The organism is uncultured Porphyromonas sp. (genome assembly GCF_915070105.1).
Classification (GTDB): Bacteria; Bacteroidota; Bacteroidia; order Bacteroidales; family Porphyromonadaceae; genus Porphyromonas.
Genome location: NZ_CAJZFJ010000025.1, coordinates 1 through 19998 on the forward strand (window position 1 = coordinate 1; position 19998 = coordinate 19998).

Below are 19998 nucleotides of genomic sequence, written 5' to 3' on the forward strand. Positions count from 1 at the left end.
TATCTTCGGCGTATGCTCCTTGACGACCTTGCCCTCGCACTATGGTGATTTCATGTGTCAGCTCTGCCTGGGGAATGTTGCAGGGATGATTTTGTAGTTTGAAGAGAATATGTACCTTTGTGGTGTATTAGTAATCAGAAACACCCAATAGACTTATGTTACGGTATTGCATTTACACACTCACGCTCATGCTAGGCCTAGTCTCACCGATCCTAGCACAGACAGCTACAGTTGCTATTAAGGGGTTACTTATAGGCTCTATGAGCAAGAGTCCTATAGACTTCGCTAATGTCCTGCTCCTAGCTCCTGCTGACAGTGCGCTCGTCAATGGTGCTGTCAGCGATGCCACGGGAGCGTTTCACCTCACAGCCCCCTCTGGGGACTACATCCTACAGATCAAGGGGCTTGGTCACCAGACCTACACCAAGCGCCTGACTGTCCCCTCCTCTTCCTCCCTTGACCTAGGTACAATCGCCCTCACCGAGGAGAGTGTGCAGCTCCAGGCGGTCACCGTCTCGGCTAAGCGCCCCATCATCACCCGCAAGGCTGACCGCCTCGTCTTCGACGCAGAGCAGCTAAGCCTAGGGGCACAGAGCGCACTAGATGTCCTCAAGCAAACTCCAGGTCTGAGTGTATCAGATGATGGAGTCTCTGTTATCGGTAAGGGGAATGTCATTGTCCTCATCAACGACAAGCGCGTGCACCTATCCGGTAAGGCTCTAGTGAACCTCCTACGCTCCTACACCAGCCGTGACCTCGGGCAGGTAGAGGTCATCACCACACCTCCTGCCAAGTACGAGGCTGAGGGGAATGCAGGTATCCTCAATATCGTGCTCAAGAAGTCCAAGAACGACTTCTTCGGCGGAAGTATCTCTGCGGGCTACCAGCTCGTGAAGGATAAGTCCAGTGGAAACCTCTCTGGAAACCTCAACTATAAGCGAGGCAAGACCACAGCCTCCCTCACTGCAGGGTATGGCTCCTGGGCGTTCGCTAGTGGGTTCTCCACCGAGAAGATCTACCCCTCGACACAACGCTCCTCCTTCAGTAAGACGCTCTTCGTCGGCAAATCGAAGGGCCCTAACTTCAGGGCAACCTTTGACTACGACCTCCGTCCAGACCTCAGTATGGGTCTCTCCTGCTCCTACTCGTCCGATGGCGGTACGCTCTCACGTGATAACGATACCCGAGACTACGATCTCCCCGCTAAGACCCTAAGGCAGTACGCTCTCGGGACAGACCTAGAGAAGACCAATAGTGGCTATCTGACGGCGAACTTACACCTAGAGAAGACCTTCACGGCTCATCCCGGTAGGAAGCTCAGCTGGGACGTAGACTATGTCACCTCCGACTCCAAGACGGACGATGACTTCCGTGCCGAGAGCTTCACTCCCCTGAATGTCCTCATCCCCGGCTCTGCCTTCGTCTACTCCTCGCACGGGACGAAGCGTGCCAACTCCATCCTCACAAACATTGACTTTGTCCTCCCGATCGGTAAAGCGCAGACTAGCTTTGGGGTTAAGGGAACTTGGTCGCACACCAATAACCTCCTCCACTACAAGCAGCACACCGAGCCCCTACTGAATGGGCGCAGGGAGGAGGTCTCCTTCGATGAGCATATCTATGCCTTCTATGCTGATGCCTCGCTCCCCCTATCTGACAAGTGGACGAGCCGTGCTGGCGTGCGTCTGGAGTACACCCACAACGCTGGGGAGCTCAATGGCGTAGGGCGTCTGAACCTCAAGGATTACCTCAATGTCTTCCCCACGCTCTACCTAGGCTTCACCCCCAGCGAGCGTCATGCCTTTAGCCTCGATGGTACGGTGCGACTGCAGCGTCCGGGCTTCTTCCAGCTATCCCCCTTCCCTCGCTACGAGAACCAGTACACCATCATGAGGGGGCGTGAGGATCTGCGTGCCTCCAAGCAGGGATCACTCAACCTCGGCTACACCCTCGGAGGTAAGCTGAACTTCTCGGCCTTCGGTAAGTACCGCTGGGACGGCCTCACGCAGTTCATCTCGCTGGACGCTGTGACGAACCAAGCGCAGTACCTATGGGGCAATAACGAGACGGAGTACGCCTGGGGGCTGTCGAACAACTACTACTTCACCAGCCTCTCCTTCCTACAGGCCTACCTCAACCAGAGCGTGCAGTACACCCAGAGCAAGGTACGCAACGAGGAGGGCAAGGGCTGGGACAATGACGGACTCAGCTATATGGCGAGCGTCAATACGACTCTCTTCTTCAATAGATCCAAGACCTTCACGGGTAATATCAATGTCAGCTACAGTACCCCCCGTGTAGAGAATGGCTTCAAGATGGAGTCTATGTTCAATACCTCCGTTGGTCTTGCCTACGCACTCTGCCAGGGGAAGCTCAAGCTATCCGCTAATGTGTACAACCTCTTCAATCGAGACTTCACTGCCTCGACAACTACTGGGGGGAACACGATCACGGCTCGCAACTTCGCTTCTCCTAAGTTCTTCAATCTCGGGCTAACCTATTCCTTTGGAGCCCCGATACAGGGCAAGCGCGAGCACGGCAATGCCAATGAGGTTCGCTCCCGTATGTAATCCTCTCCCTCTCCCGCCTAACGATGGGCCTAGGGGAGGACTTTAAATGACGAAGGGCTACGCTCCACTGTGGAGCGTAGCCCTTCGCCGTTATGGGGAGGTAGGAGGCTATCGCTTAGCCTTGCGAGACCACCCGAAGTGTAGCCCGAAGATGAAGAGCACGAGCAGTAGCTCACCCGTCCCGAGCAGTAGGTCACCGGGCATACGCATCCAGCGGATCACCTGCATGAAGGGCTGCTGGAGGAAGTCTGCCGAGCGTGCCGACCAGTAGGCATTGGTGATCGACTCGTGTGCCTGCAGGATACCGATAGGGAGGACACTGACTGTCACCATCAGGAAGAGCCCGATGTTGATCATCCAGAAGGCCGTACCGATCAGCTTGTCATTCCACTTGTGGTCAGGGTAGAGACCACGTAGGCAGAAGAGCATCAGCCCGATCCCTAGGATCCCATACACCCCGAAGAGAGCTGCGTGGCCGTGTACAGCCGTTGTGTTCAGCCCCTGCAGGTAGTAGAGAGCGATAGGAGGATTGATCGCGAAGCCAAAGATACCAGCCCCTAGGAAGTTCCAGAAGCACATAGCGATGAAGCAGTAGATGGGCCACTTGTAGTCCTCGATCCACTTCGTTGCCTTGGAGAGCTTGTAGTTGTGGTAGGCTTCCATCCCGATCAGTACCAGAGGGACGATCTCTAGGGCACTAAACGTAGCCCCAAGAGCGAGTACCCCCGTAGGCGTAGCGCTGAAGTAGAGGTGGTGGAACGTCCCTAGGATCCCCCCCGAGAGGAAGATGATCGTAGAGAAGAGCACCGAGATCGTAGCGGACTGGATGCGTAGCAGGCCGAGACGGCAGAAGAGGAAGGCTGCCACGACGGTAGCAAAGACTTCGAAGAAGCCCTCTACCCAGAGGTGGACGACCCACCAGCGCCAGTACTCTGCGATAGCCATATGGGTCTGACGACCGTACATCAGCCCTGCGGCGTAGAAGAAGGCGATAGCCAGCGAAGCGATGATGAAGAGCGTCAGCAGGTGGCGGTTCTCATCCTTGCGCTTGAGGGCTGGGATCAGGGCACGGATCATCAGGAAGAGCCAGAGGATGAGCCCGACCAGCAGGAGGATCTGCCACATACGTCCGAGCTCTACGTACTCATAGCCTTGGTGTCCGAGCCAGAAGTTCTCGATGAGTCCGAGCTTCTGCATCACACCCATCCACTGCCCTACTAGAGAGCCTACTACGACGAAGATAAGAGCACCGAAGAGGACATTTACCCCGAGGGCCTGATACTTAGGCTCCGTGCCCGAGACGGCAGGGGCTATGTACAGACCCGTAGCGAGCCAAGAGGTAGCGATCCAGAGGATAGCTAGCTGGACGTGCCAGCTACGAGAGACGGCCTGTGGTAGGAAGTCCTGGATAGGTAGGCTGAAGAGTGCATCGCCCTCTACCCCGTAGTGTGCCGTGATCGCCCCGAGGACCATCTGTACGAGCATCAGTGCTGATACGATCCAGATGTACTTGAGCGTAGCACGCATGGAGGCTGTAGGCTTCATCCCACGTAGGGGGTCAGAGGCCGGCATGGGGCCTTCCTCTTCCTCCTTGCTCTGTGCGTAGTAGTAGACGAGGATCCCTACAGCCGCTAGGAGCATGAGTACGCTGAAGCCTGACCAGAGGTGGAGCGAGGTGGGAGCGATGTTGCCGATCGTGGGGTCATGAGGCCAGTTATTGGTATAGCTGACGTCACTCCCTGGGCGGTCGGTAACGCAGACCCACGAGGTCCAGGCGAAGAAGGCATTCATCTTAGCCATCTTGGCTGGATCCTCTAGGCTCTTGCCACGCAGAGCGTAGTCGGAGCGTAGCTTCGCATACTCGGGTGACTCATCTGTCCCTAGGAAGAGCTTGGTGTAGTGCTCGCCTACCTCCCGAGCAGCCTCGGCTCGTAGGGGGGAGTAGGTGATGATACCCGTAGCGGGGTCGTAGGTGTTCTTGCGGAGTTCTTCGCGCAGGAGTACCTGATACTTTGCCTTGTCTGCCTCAGAGAGGGTCTTGTAGTCGAGCCCATCGCGCTCAGCGAGCTTGCGCAGCATGACCTCGGACTCACGGTGCAGGTAGTCGGCGTTCCAGTCGGGAGCGATATAGGCACCATGTCCCCAGATGCTCCCCACGGTCTGTCCACCGATAGACTGCCAGACGTTTTGGCCATCCTTGATGTCTTGGCCTTCGAAGAGTACCTCTCCATCCGTCGTCACCACCTTCTCTGGGAAGGGGGGCATGGTACGGAAGATCTCTACTCCGAAGAAGCCAAGTACCCCAAACGACACGAGGATCACTGTCGCTAGGGCATACCATAGTTTCTTTGCTGTCATGAGTTAGAGTGATAATGATTACACATATATTCTTTCTATTTATTTACAAACATTTGTTAGTTAGCGATAGTAAACTAGACAAATATAGTGATATTATGCGATTATACAACATTCTGGGGTATAGATCTAGTCTGTGACGAGCCTCCGAAGGGCTCGGCTATGTTCCTAGATCTGACACTTTTCCCCCTCCATTATGCAGGAAGTAGGTGCCCCGTCTCCTAAAGTGTACTTTGGGAAGGGTGAGCCTGAGACTTAGGGTAGCCCTTCATTCTTTTGTGGTGATTTGTCTTGGGGGTAGGGGACAATCTTTCCCTTCGTCCTAGATCTCACTGATATAGGCTAAGGTAGAGGAGGGATATGTTACCTCTCAAGTGGCGGATATGCTCCCCCCAAGTGCTAGATGGTATAGCCCTCATATACGAGTAGATGTGGAGACTTGATTGGGCGTGTCTAACAGCTTCTTTATCAGGTATTCCGAGAGGGGTAAAACGAACATACCGAGAGCGCAAGTGCGCTCTCGGTATGAACGCCATCGTCACCTATGTAAGGTGATGGAGGCGTTCATACCGAGTCCTCTCAGCCCCTCTAGTAAGGTGTGTCGCAGCGAGGGCGAAATGTTTGTTTTAGTTGTGTTGTATTCGTCTCTATCTGCCTGATCGGTAGCGTCTTGGCTCAGGGAGCCTCACCGAGCCGTGTAGGAAGGGCAGGTCTTACATATCCTCGGCATCAAGATTGGGAGATTTGCTACATTTGCGCTACAGCACGAGTATCCTAAAGAACGATTCAGTTCAATATGAAACGGAGGGGGGGGCTCATGCAGAGAGCGTAGCTCTTAGCCTTCATCTCCGGCTGCGGAGCGTGAAGCTAGAGAATTTCCATCGCTACTCTCCTATATCCCTACGACCTCCCTGCTCTTGGCGAGCACTCTTCCCACAACGTAAGAAACATACTTAACATCAAGCTATATAAAATAGATCAGTTATGAGTACGATACAGGTGTTTCAGAGGAAGATAGGTCTTCGCTATCTCCTTCCCCTTGGGCTAACTGCCCTACTCTTCGTCTCTTGTGACAAGAAGAACAATGAGACTCCAGAGCCCTATCCGGTCACGACCTTTCGGACGAAGCATCCGATCAGTGGCTTTTATAAGGTTGCTAAGGTCGAGGTGCGCACCCTCTCTCGGGAGACGGAGCAGGGTGGTCTTCCCTGGAAGCTGGATGAGAACTATCTGCTCTGGGGTATACAAATACCTTTGGTGGAGGTCGCTTGCTCTGAGACCAAGGCGGTAGATGAGTACAAGAGCCTTTGCTCTACATACGGTATACGAGACGATATAAACTTTTTCTCGCCCAACCCCATTCCCAAGCTCTACCTAGCTCAGGGCATTCGCTCCATCTCTGTATGCCTCCAGGATACACAGACGAAGGAGCGGAGAGACCTATCGGACAAAGTAATAATCGAGTGCAAGGCTGGGATGCAGACGTGGTTTGCTGATCCCAAGTTGGCTGGAGAAAAGCTCCTGTATCCGAGGAATCCTTGGGGAAAGCTGAGGGGCACATTGTCCCAGCTTTCAGGCATCGATCTGCGATGGGGATTTTGGTCTTCGGACTATAAGGAACATAATACCCCCGATCGGATCTTCCTCAACAAGGCAGGGATAGACGTTACGAAGGGGAAGCTCCTCCTCATCCTCGAGCGCGAAGGCAATCAGCCCCTAGAGGTAGAGCTCCCACAGAAGTAGGAGCGGAGTGAGCGAGACGACCTCCCTCCTCCAGCTCCTCCCTCACCTAGCTCTGTCCTTCTGTCCCCCAGCACAAAGGTCACAGCCCCTAGGCTCCATGAGCCTAGGGGCTGTGACCTTTGTGCTGGGTCGGGTGTGTAGACTAGCTTACCGCTCGTAGACGGTCTTAGGATAGAGCTTGTCCCACCACTCGGGCTTGTCCTGGAGGTACTTGGCGAACCAAGCGAACATCGTACGCATCCAGATATCCTTGCGGTCGGGCTCTAGGATATGGTGGTCTTCGCCCGTGAACTCTACCAGCTCTACCGTACGCCCGAGGATCTTGAGCGCATTGTAGAGCGCAGTGCTCTCACTCGGTGGGACGTTCACGTCCGATGTGCCGTGTAGTAGCAGGAGCGGAGTGTGGATCTTGTCTGCGTTGAAGAGCGGGCTGTGCTTGGTGTAGAGGTCGGGGTTGTTCCAGGGATAGCTCTCCGTGGAGGCCACAGAGCTGTAAGTGATCCCCCAGTATCCGCCAGCCCAGTAGCTGGAGATCGAGCTAATCCCTGCGTGGCTGATGGCAGCAGCGAAGATGTCGGTCTTCGTCTGTAGGTACTGCGTCATGAAGCCACCGTAGCTGGCACCGCAGCATCCGATCTTCTTCGCATTGACGAAGGAGTGCTCCTTGGTGAAGGCTTTGACAGCACCGATGATGTCATCAGCGGTCTTGGTACCCCAAGCATTGAGGTGATCGGCGGCGAATTCCTGTCCGTAGCCCGTACAGCCACGAGGGTTCAGCGAGAGGGCGATATAGCCCTGCGAGGCGAACATCGCTAGGTCGTAGGTCGTCTCTAGCTCACGGGTCAGAGGGATCGTACCACCATAGTAGTAGACGATCATTGGGTACTTCTTGGTTGGGTCAAAGTTGGGGGGGAGGTAGTACCAGCCGTCGATATTGACGCCATCGGGCGTGCGGTAGACGAAGTCCTTGGCAGGAGTGAAGCGCACGTCATGGAGCTTCTCTGCCGATAGATCCCATACGAGTGTGCTCTTGCCGGGAGCCTTGAGCTGATAGAGTCGGTCGGCATTGTTGAGGCTCTGCCCTAGGTACCAGAGCACATCACCCGAGCGGGAGATGCTGAAGCTACGCACTACGTCCTCACTGGCGTTGAGGGGTGTGATCTTGTTGGTGCGTACATCCAGACGGTAGAGGGACTTGCGGCTGCCATTGTCGGCAGAGAAGAAGAACGCCTTCTGTGCCGAGCCATAGCCTACGACGTTGGCGATGCTGGGATCAAAGTCCTTCGTCAGGGGAGTGATCTGTCGGGTGGAGATGTTGAAGCGGAAGAGCTCACGCTCGTAGCCATTACCCCACTTCTTAGCAGGGAGCGTACTGCCGAGGAAGTCAAAGCTATTGGGTGAGGCCGTCACGAGTAGGTCATTCGTCCCAGGGATGAAGGAGACATCGGCGAGCTCGATCTCATCCCGGATGAGGGTATCGACCTTGGCAGTGGCTGGAGTGTAGAGTAGGACAGTCGTACGGCCATAGGGCGTCTTAGTCCAGTCGGTGTGATGGACACCGAGGAGGAGGCGAGAGCCGTCCTCCGAGACATCGTAGATATTGTTGCTCCGTACACCATAGGTCAGAGGCTCATAGATACCGGAGGCGACATCATAGCGATAGATCTCGGTACGGTCACGCCAGCCGGGCTGACGGTCATCAGGGGAGAGACGGCGGATAGCAAAGGGAGCCTTGGCAGGGCCCTTGGCCTGCTCATAGAAGTAGATCGTCCGCTCGTCAGGAGAGAGGAAGTAGCTAGAGCCAGGGAGGTTGTCCGCCCATACAGTCTGCTCGCCTGTCGTGGGGTGTATCTTTAGGAGCTGACGCTTATTGCCATTGCTGCGCTCTAGTAGGAGGTAGTCCTGCCGAGGCATCCAGCGAGCACCATAGAGCGCTTGGGTAGAGCGGACGACCTTGCCCGAGGCATCTCGTATCTCCTGATAGGTCGCCCCCTTCTTGGGGACACGATCAGCATAGACCACTAGAGCATACTTGCCCGAGGGCGAGACGGAGACGGAGTAGAGGCGCTTGCCGTGGGTGATGTACTTCCAGTCGATGAAGCGTGTGCCGTTGGCAGAGGCTACGGAGTCGAGTGGGGTGTACTTGTCATCAGGGACGAAGGAGAGCTTGAAGTCTGCCTGTGCGCTGTCGGTCGGTAGGCTAAGCACCTTGACGAGGATCTCTCGGTGGCTAGCCTCTAGCGATAGGGAGGCCGATAGGGCAGGTACGCTGTCGCTCTGGGCGGGGTTCTTCTCATTCGATGCGAGCAGAGCACCACCAGCGTAGATGGCATAGCGACCACGGCCATAGAGGCGGAGGTTCCCCTTGGTGTAGGTGGGGGAGACAGCATCGAAGGTGAAGACGGAGAGGGAGGCAGGGGCAGAGGGTGCGGTACTCTTAGGTACAGTGATGAAGCCCTTGGCAGAGGCCGACACAGAGGTAGCCTTGCATCCCTCGCTCTGGTAGGGGCGCTTGATGAGACTCGTGAGGTCAAAAGCGGTGTTGCTTAGATTGACCGAGTCTATGAGGACAGGGCGAGAGAGGGGGTGTGTGCCGAAGCTCTTCCCTCGTGTGAGCACCTGTGCCTCCGAGCTAACTGCAGGTAGTAGCAGGGTAGCTAGAGCAAGGCAGATACGAGTTCGTTTCATCCTAATTTATTATGTGTATTGTGACGTAATAGGCCACTCCCCCGTAGCGAAGCCGAGACATAGGGAAGAGGCGATGTAGAGACAAAGATACAAACTACACTTGGTACGGGGAAGGTATAAGGGGAAAGTCCTAGTACGAAGCCATCGCTGTGGCTGTCGTACTAGGACTTTCCATACCCCACACTAGGCTATGTGTGAGGGAGATGTGGAAGGGGATGGGTTACTTCTCCCAGCGACGAGTGCGCTTGAAGCGTTCGAATCGCTCCTTTAGATAAGAGACTGCTCCCTCGATCATCGTATCGTAGCCTGAGTTGGCCTGCGCTAGATCGAAGGTGAGCTCGTAGTCGGGCTGTATCCCGAACTCTACGTCTGCCCCCGAGGCATCATACGTCCTACTTGAGGAGAAGCGTACCCCCCAGCCGTTGGGGAGCTCCGAGGACATCGGCAGGCCAGCACCTCCGCCCGTCTGTGTGCCCATCACGGTGACGAAGCGTAGTCCCTTCATCCGCAGCGTGAAGTCATTGGCTGCACTGTAGACCCCTCGGTCTACGAGTAGGACGACGGGACGCTGCCACTTGATCCCCCTAGAGAGAGGTTCTAGGTAGAGGGGCTGACGCTGGGAGAAGTCCCGGTGTCCCGGCCCCGTCTTGTGGGAGATGAAGCCTATGAGCTTGCGCTCAATGATGAAGTGGCGGGCGAGCATATCAGAGTGGGTGACTTGGCCACCGCCATTGTTCCTAATATCGATGATGAGCGCCCGACACTTCACGAGACGTGAGAGGGCAGCGTTGATATTGGCACTTGATAGTCCCGAGCTGAAGCTCGCTAAGCGGATATATCCGATGCTGTCCGGGGCATGCCCATTATACAATAGGGTCGTGTACTGCAGGGCGCCTGCTATGCGATAGCTGTCGCCTAGGTAGGCCTCGGTGAGCTCGGTATCGAAGGTCTTAGGGAAGTCAGTCTTCCATTTCCAGTAACGGCCGTAGTCAAAGGCGGTAGAGAGGTTCACGTGCCCATCCTTGAGCTCAGCGAGGAGCTTGGTCATCACGAGGAAAAGGGAGTCGGTCGTCATCCCCGGGCGTAGCTCTGCAGCGTGCTTGTGGTAGAGATCACGCCAGGAGACACCCTGAGGGAGCTTGATGTCGAAGTAGCAGTAGTTTCTATCTAGGATCTGCCAGAGCTGATCATAGTTCTTGTAGGGGTCACTAGTGAACTCCTCCTTCGTCGAGCAAGCTGTTAGGCTCAGCCCCAGGAGGGTGAGGCTGTATAGGATCTTGCGGAGCATACTTAGAGAGGGAGTGAGGGGTGAGTGGCCTTGGTGACACGTCGTCCACCTAGGGGGAGATGGGTGGTGGTGAAGCCTACGATTAGGCTCTGGGTGGTCTGGTAAGAGTGTAGGCGCCTTAGGTGTCTATTCTCTGCCCCGAGTCGGTAGCCTAGAGAGATGATGCCGTAGTCGAGGAGGGGGAGTTCGATGCTGGCATAGAGCTGCCCGGTGAGGTTGTTGAAGGGATGGACAAAGGTCAGCCTATTCTTCGGCTTCGTGTAGTAATAGAGCTCGTAGTAGCTCTCGCCGAACTCTTGGGCAAAGGCTACACCAGCGAGCTGTAGCCCTGCAAAAGCCTTGACGAGTACAGGGAAGTGCTCGCTCCCAAAGCGGTAGCTATAGAGGAGTGCTAGGTCAAGCCCAAGGGAGGCATGGACGGTACCGGGGTTGTTCCCATTGCGGTTGCTGTACAGCCCAGATACATATCCACCTATACCTCCCCCGAGGGCAAGGTTGCCGACTCTGCCGCTACTTAGCTTACGTAGGAGACTTCGGCTGTAGGTGAGGTCAAGGCTATAGATACTTGCGTTGCCAGCGGGATTGGTGCTATTCCCATAGCCAAGGGTGAAGAGGGAGTGGTGGAGCCAGTCATGGTCAGCTGTCCGTGGTCGGAGGGGGACAGATGCCTCTGGGGGGAGGAGCTCCTCCTCCGACTGCTTGTAACCAAGATGAATGGACTGCGATACGAAGGAGAGGTATGTACCCCCATAGTTGAGCGGGGAGAGGTATTCCTCACCTAGGAGTATTCCGCCTATACCGAGAGCCCGTGTCCTCATCGTGACGTTGTAGTAACGCTCGTGCGGAGGCGCTATGGTCAGCAAGGGCACCTTGCGCATTGTGCCCCTGGACACGCTGTCAGCGTCAGTGGAAGCCTCTACAGCCCACAGCCTTGCTGGGGCTAGGATGAGGAGGACGAGTAGGGTGTAGAGTCTGCTCATCTTGGGGTAGTGTCATCAGTGGCTATCTCGAAGTCCGAGGAGGGGAAGAGGTCTTCCTCTTCCTCCTGGGGCTGACCTTCGGGCTCTTCTTCCTCGAAGGTAGGGCCTTCCTTTAGGGGAGGAAGCTCCTCGATGAGGTCTAGCGGATACTTGGCTAGCTGGTTGCCCTGTGCCCGTATGCCCTTGACCTGAATGAAGGTCTCCACGTCAAGCTCTGTGAGCTGGAGCTCTCCCTTCTTGTCCTTGTGTCCTAGGCTGAGGCGTGGGTAGTAGGTGTCGGTCAGGATCAGTAGCTTGTTGTCGGGATTGTCCCCGAGGATTTGCTCCCGCCGCTGCTCTGCCTCGATCATGAAGCGCTTGATATACTCGCGCTGGCTCTTGGCATTGTAGTAGACAGCTGTCCATATCTTCAGCGGCTGGTGCTTCTCGATACGTAGGAGGTTCTCCTCTATGTGAATGCTGTCACTGAAGTCCGTAGTGTAGCATTCGCCATTGGTAAGGATGATCAGGACATGATCCCGAGCGTGGAAGGAGCCTAGATAGGTGCCCTGCCCGTTGTAGTTGAGGCGCATGACGTCACGGTCGAACCACACGTCCCGTCCACCTAGCGTGGAGAAGCCCTTAGAGAGTAGCGTGATACTATGTACCTCTGCCTTGGTCACGAGTAGACCCACACTACTGCGTGTCTTGATCGGGAGATCAGAGAAGTCCTTCTCGAACTGGAAGAGGCGCTGTCGGGCATTCCGTATCTTGAGCTTGATGGAGACCTTCTCGGCCTCGCCATTGGTGTTGGCAGAGAAGTATAGGATGCGTGAGCGGTCTTTCCCTCGGGTGAGGTCATAGATACGATCACGGATGATGGAGAGCACGTTGAATCGCTTGGCATATACTGCCCCTACCTTACCATCTCGGTACATCACGTTGTAGATGGTACGTTCATCGCCCCTCTGGTAGCGGGCGATATGGATCACCTCTTCCTGTCCATAGAAGCGTTTCTCTTCGACCTTACATACGAAGTACTTCCCAGAGCGGAGGAAGACAATGATCTCGTCAAGGGAGGAACAGTTACATACGAACTCTGCGTCACGTAGAGCGGTACCGATGAAGCCCTCTTCGCGGTTGATGTAGAGCTTTGTGTCTAGCTCTGCCACCTTGGTGGCCTCGATTGTGCCGAAGCTGGTGATCTTGGTGCGGCGTGGGTAGGCTTCCCCATAGCGGTTGATCAAGTGTTCGTACCAGCGTATGGTGTACTCTACGATATGCTCTAGGTCGTGGTGGAGCTGCTTGAGCTCCTCCTCTAGCTGTAGTAGGTAGGCTTCGTGCTTGGGGAGGTTAAAGCGTAGGATGCGAGCCATGCGGATCTCGAGCAGACGCTTTAGGTCGTCCTCGGTCACGGCACGCAGTAGGCGATCGTGGAAGGGGATGAGTCGCTCCGCTACATGAGCAAGTGCAGCGGCCTCGCTCTGGGCTTCTTCGAACTCCTTGTCCTTATAGATACGTTCCTCGATGAAGATACGCTCTAGGGAGGCAGCTAGGTAGGCCTCTTCCTTCTCCTGAAGCATGATCTTCAGCTCCTCTGTGAAAAGGTACTTTGTCCTCTCGACGCTATAGCGAAGGAGTTCGCTTACGGAGGTGAAGAGAGGCTTCTCCTCGTAGATCACACAGCAGTTGGGGGAGATGCTGACCTCGCAGTCGGTGAAGGCATAGAGGGCATCTATGGCCTTGTCCGAGGAGACACCAGGGGCAAGGGTTAGGCGGATGTCCGTAGTGGCAGCCGTCATATCATCGACACGTCGGATGCGGATCTTGCCCTTCTCTACGGCCTTGAGTATGGACTCTATGAGGGTGGTAGTGGTCTTACCTGCGGGGAGCTCGGAGATACTAAGGGTCTTAGGATCTAGCTTATCGATCTTCGCACGAGACTTGAGGCTTCCGCCACGCTCCCCATCGTTGTAGCGGGAGACATCGATCATCCCTCCGGTGGGGAAGTCGGGGTAGAGGGTGAAGCTCTCCCCTCTGAGGTAGGCGCAGGCTGCCTGGGCAAGCTCGACGAAGTTATGCGAGAGGATCTTGGAGGAGAGCCCTACGGCGATGCCCTCAGCTCCCTGGGCTAGGAGGAGAGGGAACTTGACGGGAAGGGCTACGGGCTCATCCGTAGTCCCATCATAGGTCTTCTTCCATGGGGTTACTCGGTCACTGAAGACGGCTTCGAGGGCAAAGATGGAGAGCTTAGCCTCGATGTATCGGCCTGCCGCAGCAGCATCTCCGGTGAGGATGTTCCCCCAGTTGCCCTGAGTGTCGATGAGGTATCCCTTCTGTCCCAGTTGGACGAGAGCGTCGTTGATGGAGGCATCTCCGTGGGGGTGGTATTTCATGGTTTCCCCCACGATGTTGGCTACCTTGATGAGCTTACCTGTATCGACCTTCTTCATATTATAGAGGATACGTCGCTGTACAGGCTTCAGTCCATCATCGATATGAGGTACGGCACGCTCTAAGATAACGTAGGAGGCATAGTCTAGGAACCACGTACGGTACATACGTGATAGATTCCCCATCTCAGGACGATAGAGTAGTCCTTCGGATGGCTGGTAGATAGGCTCCTGCTCCTGCTCGCTCTCTTCGTCGGCGGGTTCGGGACTGGTAGGGGGCTCTTGGAGTGGGGTCGTTTCGTATAGTTCTTCGTCTTCTGCGAGCATGTTTCTTATCTCTATTATCGCTAGATACTTTAGATGCAAAGATAGGGATTTTTACTAGGAGCGGGCGGTGCTGTTGCCCATTCCATCCGTAAGCGCAACGGTAGGGATAAAGAGAAAGCCAGCGCCTTTTTAGGTGCGCTGGCTAGGCGATCCAAAGGCTGTAATTGAGAGATTGATATGAAACAGCAAGAAGCGTAGTCGCTACAAGAGCGTCGAGGAGCGTCCTGCCATCGTAGCCGAGCAGGGGCGCATGGGGGACTTAGAGATGGACTTGATCCTCGGGGCTTATGGGGGCGAGGCCATTCTGACCATCACCGATCGCAAGACGGACCAGCCTAAAGATAAGTGGGGATACCTTCCCAATAGGTAGGCATCCCCACTGTATCTAGTAACCGCCTAAGATTATTAGTCGAAGAACGAAAGGTTTAGGGCTACTGCCACCAGAGCTGAGGCTAGAGTGGCGACGAGCATGTGCCAGCTTTTCCACCCAGGACGTACCACAGTGAAGAGTACAGCTAGCCCGATGAGGAGGCTTGTCAGCTGTGTGGGGCGGCAATCCCTCTGTGAGCTAAATGGTGGGAGATAGGGAAAGAGATACACCACAATCCCTAGGGTAACGATGGCCAGAGGATAAAGCCAAGGAGAGTTAGTTAGTTTGCGCATAAGCAGGAGGTGTTGTAGTCGTGTAAGGAGGGAGACTTCCCTCTGTTGTCTTTGAGTCTTGCTTGGTAAGAGGAGTAAGCCCTTCTTTCGGCTATTCAGAGGGAGAAAGCCTGGACGGAGTCCCCTGTTTAGCTTGGAGGGCTTGTGTCCACCCCTTTTCCGCAAAGCAAAGGTAGAAAAAACGCTCTTCAATCAAGTGCAAAGAGATGCAGGAGCACAGGGCTGACGCATCAACATCCGAGGACTTTCTGCGAACCATCAGCCTTCACTGAGTGACGTCCTCGGTGAGATTACTCCCTACGGGGAGGACTTTGTAGCTTCTTTTGTCAATGCGCCCATGACCTTTCTCCTTCTAATCAGTGAAATAAAGATGGGATGAAGAGGGGAGACGTCCCTCTCTCAGCCTAAGGCTCGGCATACCCCACAGCCCCAGCGGACGAGGGTACCCTCACCGGGCGAACAGACATACGCTCGGTAGGGGTACCTTCATCACCTTACATAGGTGATGGAGACGATCCTTATAGGAGCGCAGTGGCGCTCTCGGTAAGAGCGTCCTCGTCACCTTACATAGGTGATTAGGGGTCTCCTGATATGATTGCTTTGGGGACTACGAAGGATCCACGATGACGGAGGCTATTTGGATGCCTCGGCTCATCTGTATCTGCTGTGTGTGAGTAGACTTGGGGAGGTGATTAAGCCCCATACCTCCTACTTTGGGCGGGAGGTATGGGGATACTAGGCCTGAGTACTCGGGTGTATCGCTATGCGTACAAACGTATCTCGGGGTAGGGCATGCTGAGGCATGCCCCTACCCCGAGACGTGCTCCCTAGGTATGCTGGGCGATGAGAGGTGGGGTTACTTTCTCTTCTTGTCTAGTAGATAGAGGTACTTCCCGTAGCCCGCTTGTATCATTTGCTCCTTGGGGATGAAGCGCAGGGCGGCGCTATTGATGCAGTAGCGCAGGCCTCCTAGCTCCCTAGGGCCATCGTCGAAGACGTGACCGAGGTGAGCGTTGCCCGCCTTGCTTCGCACCTCGATGCGTCGCATGCCGAGGGAGTGGTCGGCACGTTCGTCGATACGTGTGGTATCGATAGGGCGAGAGAAGCTCGGCCACCCACAGCCAGAGTCAAACTTATCTAGCGAGGTAAATAGGGGCTCACCTGTGGTGATGTCCACATAGATTCCCTCGCGATGCTCGTCCCAGTAGTCATTGTCAAATGGGTGCTCTGTGCCATTCTTCTGGGTGACAGCATACTGGATAGGTGTTAGTCGCTGTTTGAGTTCTTCGTCGGAGGGCTTGGCGTAGGGATTAGCTTCTCGTGCTAGGGTGAAGAGCTCGGGCCGTATGTGACAGTAGCCCGAAGGATTCTTGTCTAAGTAATCTTGGTGATACTCCTCTGCGCTGTAGAAGTTGCTCAATGGCTTCATCTCGATCATGAGGGGAGCTGAGTGTTGCTTCTGTAGCTTCGTGAGTGCAGCCTGTATCGTAGGCAGATCGAGACTATCGGAGTAGTAGATGCCGGTGCGGTACTGATCCCCGATGTCACCTCCCTGGCGATTGAGTGTGGTGGGATCGATGGTGAGGAAGTAGAGGTCAAGGAGCTGATCTAGGCTAATCTGCTCGGGAGCGTAGGTGATATGTACAGCCTCTGCGAAGCCCGTGTTGTGCTGGCAGACCTCCTCGTAGGTGGGGTACTCCGTGTGGCCATTTGCATAGCCTACCTCGGTAGCGATGACGCCACGTACTTGCTTGAAGAAGTGCTCTGTGCCCCAGAAGCATCCTCCCGCTAGGTAGATTTCTTTTGTCTTAGTCATACTGATAGTCTTCTTCGTTTCCTTGGTGTTCGTCATGCAGGCGAAGCCCCCTACGGCTACGAGCAAGCAGAGGGCGAGGATAAACGTTACTCGTCGGTTCATTGTCTGTTATATATGGATCTAGTTTGATAGGCATCATGCGGATCGGGATCGGTAGAGCCCCAAGTCTGGAATAGGGGGCTCACTGTCTTTTTAACAACGTGTGGCTAGATCTTGTTTGTATGCTCGGCTTTCTTGGCTTCTCCTCGTGTAGACAGCGAAGGTAGGGGTGGAGCAGGGCGGATACAAAAAGAGAGGCCTAGGCAACAGTGCCTAGACCTCTCGTTGGGAATGACTCTCTATCGTCTTGCTTCCTCCATAGTGATACGTCTGAGGGGGACGAAGGGGATACGTCGGCGGTTTTTCTTCTTCTCAGAGATGGCCATCTCCTCAGGAGTGACCATACCCGACTGGATAAGGCTCTCATCGAGATCCTCTGCATACCTCATATAGTCCTTGACGACACGGTCACGGGGGAGCATGAAGTAGTTGCTGACGACGTATGGGATAGGTGCCTTGAGCGATGCTACGCTCTCTAGGGAGAACCTGTGGATCTGCTCGCTGTCATAAGCCTCTACGATCAGCCCGGGGAGTCCCCTTAGAACCCATGGACCTGCAGAGCACTGGAGCTGGGGGGCATACCATACGATCCAGTGGCGGCCATAGAGGTCGGTCTCGGCTTGGTAGCAGGTATAGCCCATGATATTCTTCGTGTATCCTCTTTGGAGCTTCCACGCAGGAGTCTCTAGACGTTCCTCCGAGAGGTATCGGGTAGCTAGTACTCGGTCTGTGATGGAGACCATACCGCTGGGATAGCCAGTGTAGACCTTCCACTCGGTGGTCGATCTCTTGGGAGGGAACTGGTTCATTTTAGCGGTAAGGTAAGGGGTCGGATAAGCCTTCCCCTCTAGGCTTACCCCTAGGGAGTCCATGTGGTAGTCGGCTTCGCCCTGGAAGGTCTGTACCTTGGGCCCGACGAGGAGTACCATCGCATTGGTGTAGGTCTTAGCCGAGTCTACGAAGTCGTACTTATAGGTGACCTTGAGCTGAGCTGTGTCTATAATCTCAAAGTTGATCAGAGGGAGCAGGCGAGCGTCCTTCTTCTCCTGAGCCCTTAGGGGCAGAGCTAGGAGCATTGAGGCCAGTAGCAGGTAAAAGGGAAATTGTTTCATTGCGATATGATGTTTATTGTGAATTTACAAATAGGAAGAGGCTACACTAAAAGTCAAAGAAGGGGTACGGGAAAGAACCCAATAGCTTGCCTAGTCACCCCATTCTCTATGCTACGGGAGCCGAATGTGGAGTGGAACTTGCTTAATATGAGCAAGAACAATAGTAGAGTGAGAGCAGTCTGTATCATTACTTCAGGAGGCATTTTTGTAGGGAGAGTCTGCACCACACCCTAGTGTCTTCTTCGCTGTAAAGGTAATGAATATTTGCGAATATACCATTTTCTTACGAATTGGAAGCCTTTATGTTTACCCGCAATTTCTTCTATGTACCTTGGACGCTCCTCCCAGAACCCATGGTGGAGGGTCTCTTCCTGCCTCCCATGAGGTAGGCTTACTATCTGCGATCAGGTATGCCTGTAACCCCTCGTGAGGTAGGCTTACTATCTGCGATCAGGTATGCCTGTGACCCCTCGTGAGGTAGGCTTACCACCTGCGATGAGGTATGCTTGTTGCTCTTCGAGAGGTATCCCCATAACCACGTGAAGCCCTTCCCCCAATACCCCAAAATAAGACTCCTCGTACCCTCTGTGGAGGTGCTAAATGCACCTATTCAGAGGACACGAGGAGCAGGGGATAGGCCTTGCTGCGCTAAGCGTGGGGCAGCGGGCGGGGAGAGTAACCGAAGGAGGGTGGGGAGGGGGAGCTTAGCCTTGGCTGGCAACCCAATGCATGACCTGAGCAGGAGGGAGGCCTTGCATCAGGCAAGCCTTCATGTAGTCCATATAGGGAGCGACGTGTGACCAGAACTGGTAGTAGCCCCGACAGAGATAGTTATGCCCTGGCTCACCTGTATGGCTGTGTGCGAAGCGGTTCTTGGGGCACTCTCCCCAGCATGCAAAGAGAAATTCGCAGTCCTTACACTGCTCGGTGAGACCTTGCTTCTTCGCCTTCCCAAAGGTGATTTGCTCGGGGAGATCCATCAGCTCTCGTATGGGAGACTCGGAGATGTTTCCGAGGCGATAGCGAGGATAGACGAAGTGGTCACAGCTGTAGAGATCCCCGTTATGCTCGAGTGCGGCAGCGTGCCCACACTCGGGTAGGAATAGGCAGACACCCGGAGGGACTCCCATCCAAGAGGCAAGGGTGGCATCGAAGAGCTGTACGAAGACTTTGCCCACATCCGTGCGTACCCATTCGTCGAAGATCGTGGTGATGAAGTAGCCCCACTGCTCGGGCAGGATGCTATAGGGAGCCATGGAGACCTCCCCGTCATCGTGCAGGAGACGTTCCTCGGGATGCTCGGTGATGAATGGCGCTTCAACGAAAGCGTGCCTCTTAGCCCCCGTGCGTAGACGCTCTACGATGGGTGCAAACTGGATGTAGGGGTTGCCAATGCTCTTGAGGAAGTGGTAGAAGGCTAGAGGTTCCTCCGCATTGTAGCGATTGACAGTGGCGAGGATGTTGAACTCTACAGCGTTGTCCTGTAGGAGCTTGACCCCGCGCATCACCCGCTCGAAGGTAGGGAGACCCGACACGGTGCGCCGATAGCGGTCGTGCATCTCCTTCGTGCCATCCAGCGAGATGCCTATGAGCCATTCGTGCTCACGGAAGAATTGGCACCAAGCCTGACTAAGCAGTAGACCATTCGTCTGGAGGGTATTCTCAATGAGACGACCCTTGCCGTACTTCTCCTGTAGCTGGATGGCTCGCTGATAGAAAGATAGTGGGCGAAGCAGGGCCTCGCCACCATGCCAAGTAAAGGTCACGGGGATGCCCTCGGGCTGTGCCTCGATGTACTGGCGGATGTATCGCTCTAGATACTCCTCGGGCATCATCGTGGCTGGCGTAGTACTCTCGGTATCTCTGTAGAGTCGCTCCTTGTCCAGATAATAGCAGTAGTCACAGCGCATATTACAGCTAGCTCCAGCTGCTTTAGCCATGACGTGAATAGGCCTTTGTGCGGTATCCATTAAGTAGTCTAGGGG

The 19998-nt window shown here is 54.9% G+C and carries 11 protein-coding genes; 2 read left to right on the top strand and 9 right to left on the bottom strand.

Translation table 11 applies throughout. From position 1 onward, the window contains the following. Nucleotides 1–188: 188 nt before the first annotated feature. The gene (locus QZ554_RS03960) at nt 189–2570 is read left to right on the top strand and encodes an outer membrane beta-barrel family protein (protein WP_297194588.1); all 2382 of its coding nucleotides are present in this window, start codon (nt 189–191) and stop codon (nt 2568–2570) included. A gap of 108 nt (nt 2571–2678) precedes the next feature. On the opposite strand, the gene QZ554_RS03965 is transcribed toward QZ554_RS03960, so the two are convergent. Next, nucleotides 2679–4928, bottom strand: coding sequence for a nitric-oxide reductase large subunit (locus QZ554_RS03965; protein ID WP_297194573.1), 2250 nt, complete (start codon nt 4926–4928; stop codon nt 2679–2681). A 981-nt stretch (nt 4929–5909) separates the two neighbouring features. On the opposite strand from QZ554_RS03965, the gene QZ554_RS03970 reads away from it, so the two are divergent. Beyond that, nucleotides 5910–6668: a hypothetical protein gene (locus tag QZ554_RS03970; protein WP_297194574.1), complete on the top strand. Its 759-nt coding sequence runs from the start codon at nt 5910–5912 to the stop codon at nt 6666–6668. A gap of 147 nt (nt 6669–6815) precedes the next feature. Here the strand turns inward: QZ554_RS03970 and QZ554_RS03975 are convergent, their stop codons facing one another. The 8 genes from QZ554_RS03975 to QZ554_RS04010 form a co-directional block, all read right to left on the bottom strand. After that, the gene (locus QZ554_RS03975) at nt 6816–9356 is read right to left on the bottom strand and encodes a prolyl oligopeptidase family serine peptidase (RefSeq protein ID WP_297194575.1); all 2541 of its coding nucleotides are present in this window, start codon (nt 9354–9356) and stop codon (nt 6816–6818) included. A 220-nt stretch (nt 9357–9576) separates the two neighbouring features. Next, nucleotides 9577–10644 carry a S41 family peptidase gene (locus tag QZ554_RS03980; protein WP_297194576.1) on the bottom strand — a complete coding sequence of 356 codons (1068 nt, stop codon included), beginning with the start codon at nt 10642–10644 and terminating at the stop codon, nt 9577–9579. A gap of 2 nt (nt 10645–10646) precedes the next feature. Then, nucleotides 10647–11624, bottom strand: a complete 978-nt coding sequence (locus QZ554_RS03985; RefSeq protein ID WP_297194577.1) for a hypothetical protein — start codon at nt 11622–11624, stop codon at nt 10647–10649. Continuing rightward, complete coding sequence (locus tag QZ554_RS03990; RefSeq protein WP_297194578.1) at nt 11621–14323, bottom strand: DNA gyrase/topoisomerase IV subunit A; 2703 nt, start codon at nt 14321–14323, stop codon at nt 11621–11623. The genes QZ554_RS03985 and QZ554_RS03990 overlap by 4 nt, the downstream gene beginning before the upstream one ends. Before the next feature lie 405 nt (nt 14324–14728). After that, nucleotides 14729–14986 carry a hypothetical protein gene (locus tag QZ554_RS03995; RefSeq protein WP_297194579.1) on the bottom strand — a complete coding sequence of 86 codons (258 nt, stop codon included), beginning with the start codon at nt 14984–14986 and terminating at the stop codon, nt 14729–14731. Between the two features lie 856 nt (nt 14987–15842). After that, the gene (msrB, locus tag QZ554_RS04000; protein ID WP_297194589.1) at nt 15843–16838 is read right to left on the bottom strand and encodes a peptide-methionine (R)-S-oxide reductase MsrB; all 996 of its coding nucleotides are present in this window, start codon (nt 16836–16838) and stop codon (nt 15843–15845) included. Between the two features lie 302 nt (nt 16839–17140). After that, complete coding sequence (locus tag QZ554_RS04005) at nt 17141–18013, bottom strand: GLPGLI family protein (protein WP_297194580.1); 873 nt, start codon at nt 18011–18013, stop codon at nt 17141–17143. Nucleotides 18014–18717: 704 nt separating this feature from the next. Continuing rightward, entirely contained in the window at nt 18718–19983 is a 1266-nt protein-coding gene (locus QZ554_RS04010) for an anaerobic sulfatase-maturation protein (RefSeq protein WP_297194581.1), read from the bottom strand. Between the last annotated feature and the right edge of the window lie 15 nt (nt 19984–19998).

Bases quoted from the DNA above. Each gene is read 5' to 3' on its own strand.
- QZ554_RS03960 (WP_297194588.1), top strand. From the start codon at position 189: ATGCTAGGCCTAGTCTCACCGATCCTAGCACAGACAGCTACAGTTGCT.
- QZ554_RS03965 (WP_297194573.1), bottom strand. From the start codon at position 4,928: ATGACAGCAAAGAAACTATGGTATGCCCTAGCGACAGTGATCCTCGTG.
- QZ554_RS03970 (WP_297194574.1), top strand. From the start codon at position 5,910: ATGAGTACGATACAGGTGTTTCAGAGGAAGATAGGTCTTCGCTATCTC.
- QZ554_RS03975 (WP_297194575.1), bottom strand. From the start codon at position 9,356: ATGAAACGAACTCGTATCTGCCTTGCTCTAGCTACCCTGCTACTACCT.
- QZ554_RS03980 (WP_297194576.1), bottom strand. From the start codon at position 10,644: ATGCTCCGCAAGATCCTATACAGCCTCACCCTCCTGGGGCTGAGCCTA.
- QZ554_RS03985 (WP_297194577.1), bottom strand. From the start codon at position 11,624: ATGAGCAGACTCTACACCCTACTCGTCCTCCTCATCCTAGCCCCAGCA.
- QZ554_RS03990 (WP_297194578.1), bottom strand. From the start codon at position 14,323: ATGCTCGCAGAAGACGAAGAACTATACGAAACGACCCCACTCCAAGAG.
- QZ554_RS03995 (WP_297194579.1), bottom strand. From the start codon at position 14,986: ATGCGCAAACTAACTAACTCTCCTTGGCTTTATCCTCTGGCCATCGTT.
- msrB (WP_297194589.1), bottom strand. From the start codon at position 16,838: ATGACGAACACCAAGGAAACGAAGAAGACTATCAGTATGACTAAGACA.
- QZ554_RS04005 (WP_297194580.1), bottom strand. From the start codon at position 18,013: ATGAAACAATTTCCCTTTTACCTGCTACTGGCCTCAATGCTCCTAGCT.
- QZ554_RS04010 (WP_297194581.1), bottom strand. From the start codon at position 19,983: ATGGATACCGCACAAAGGCCTATTCACGTCATGGCTAAAGCAGCTGGA.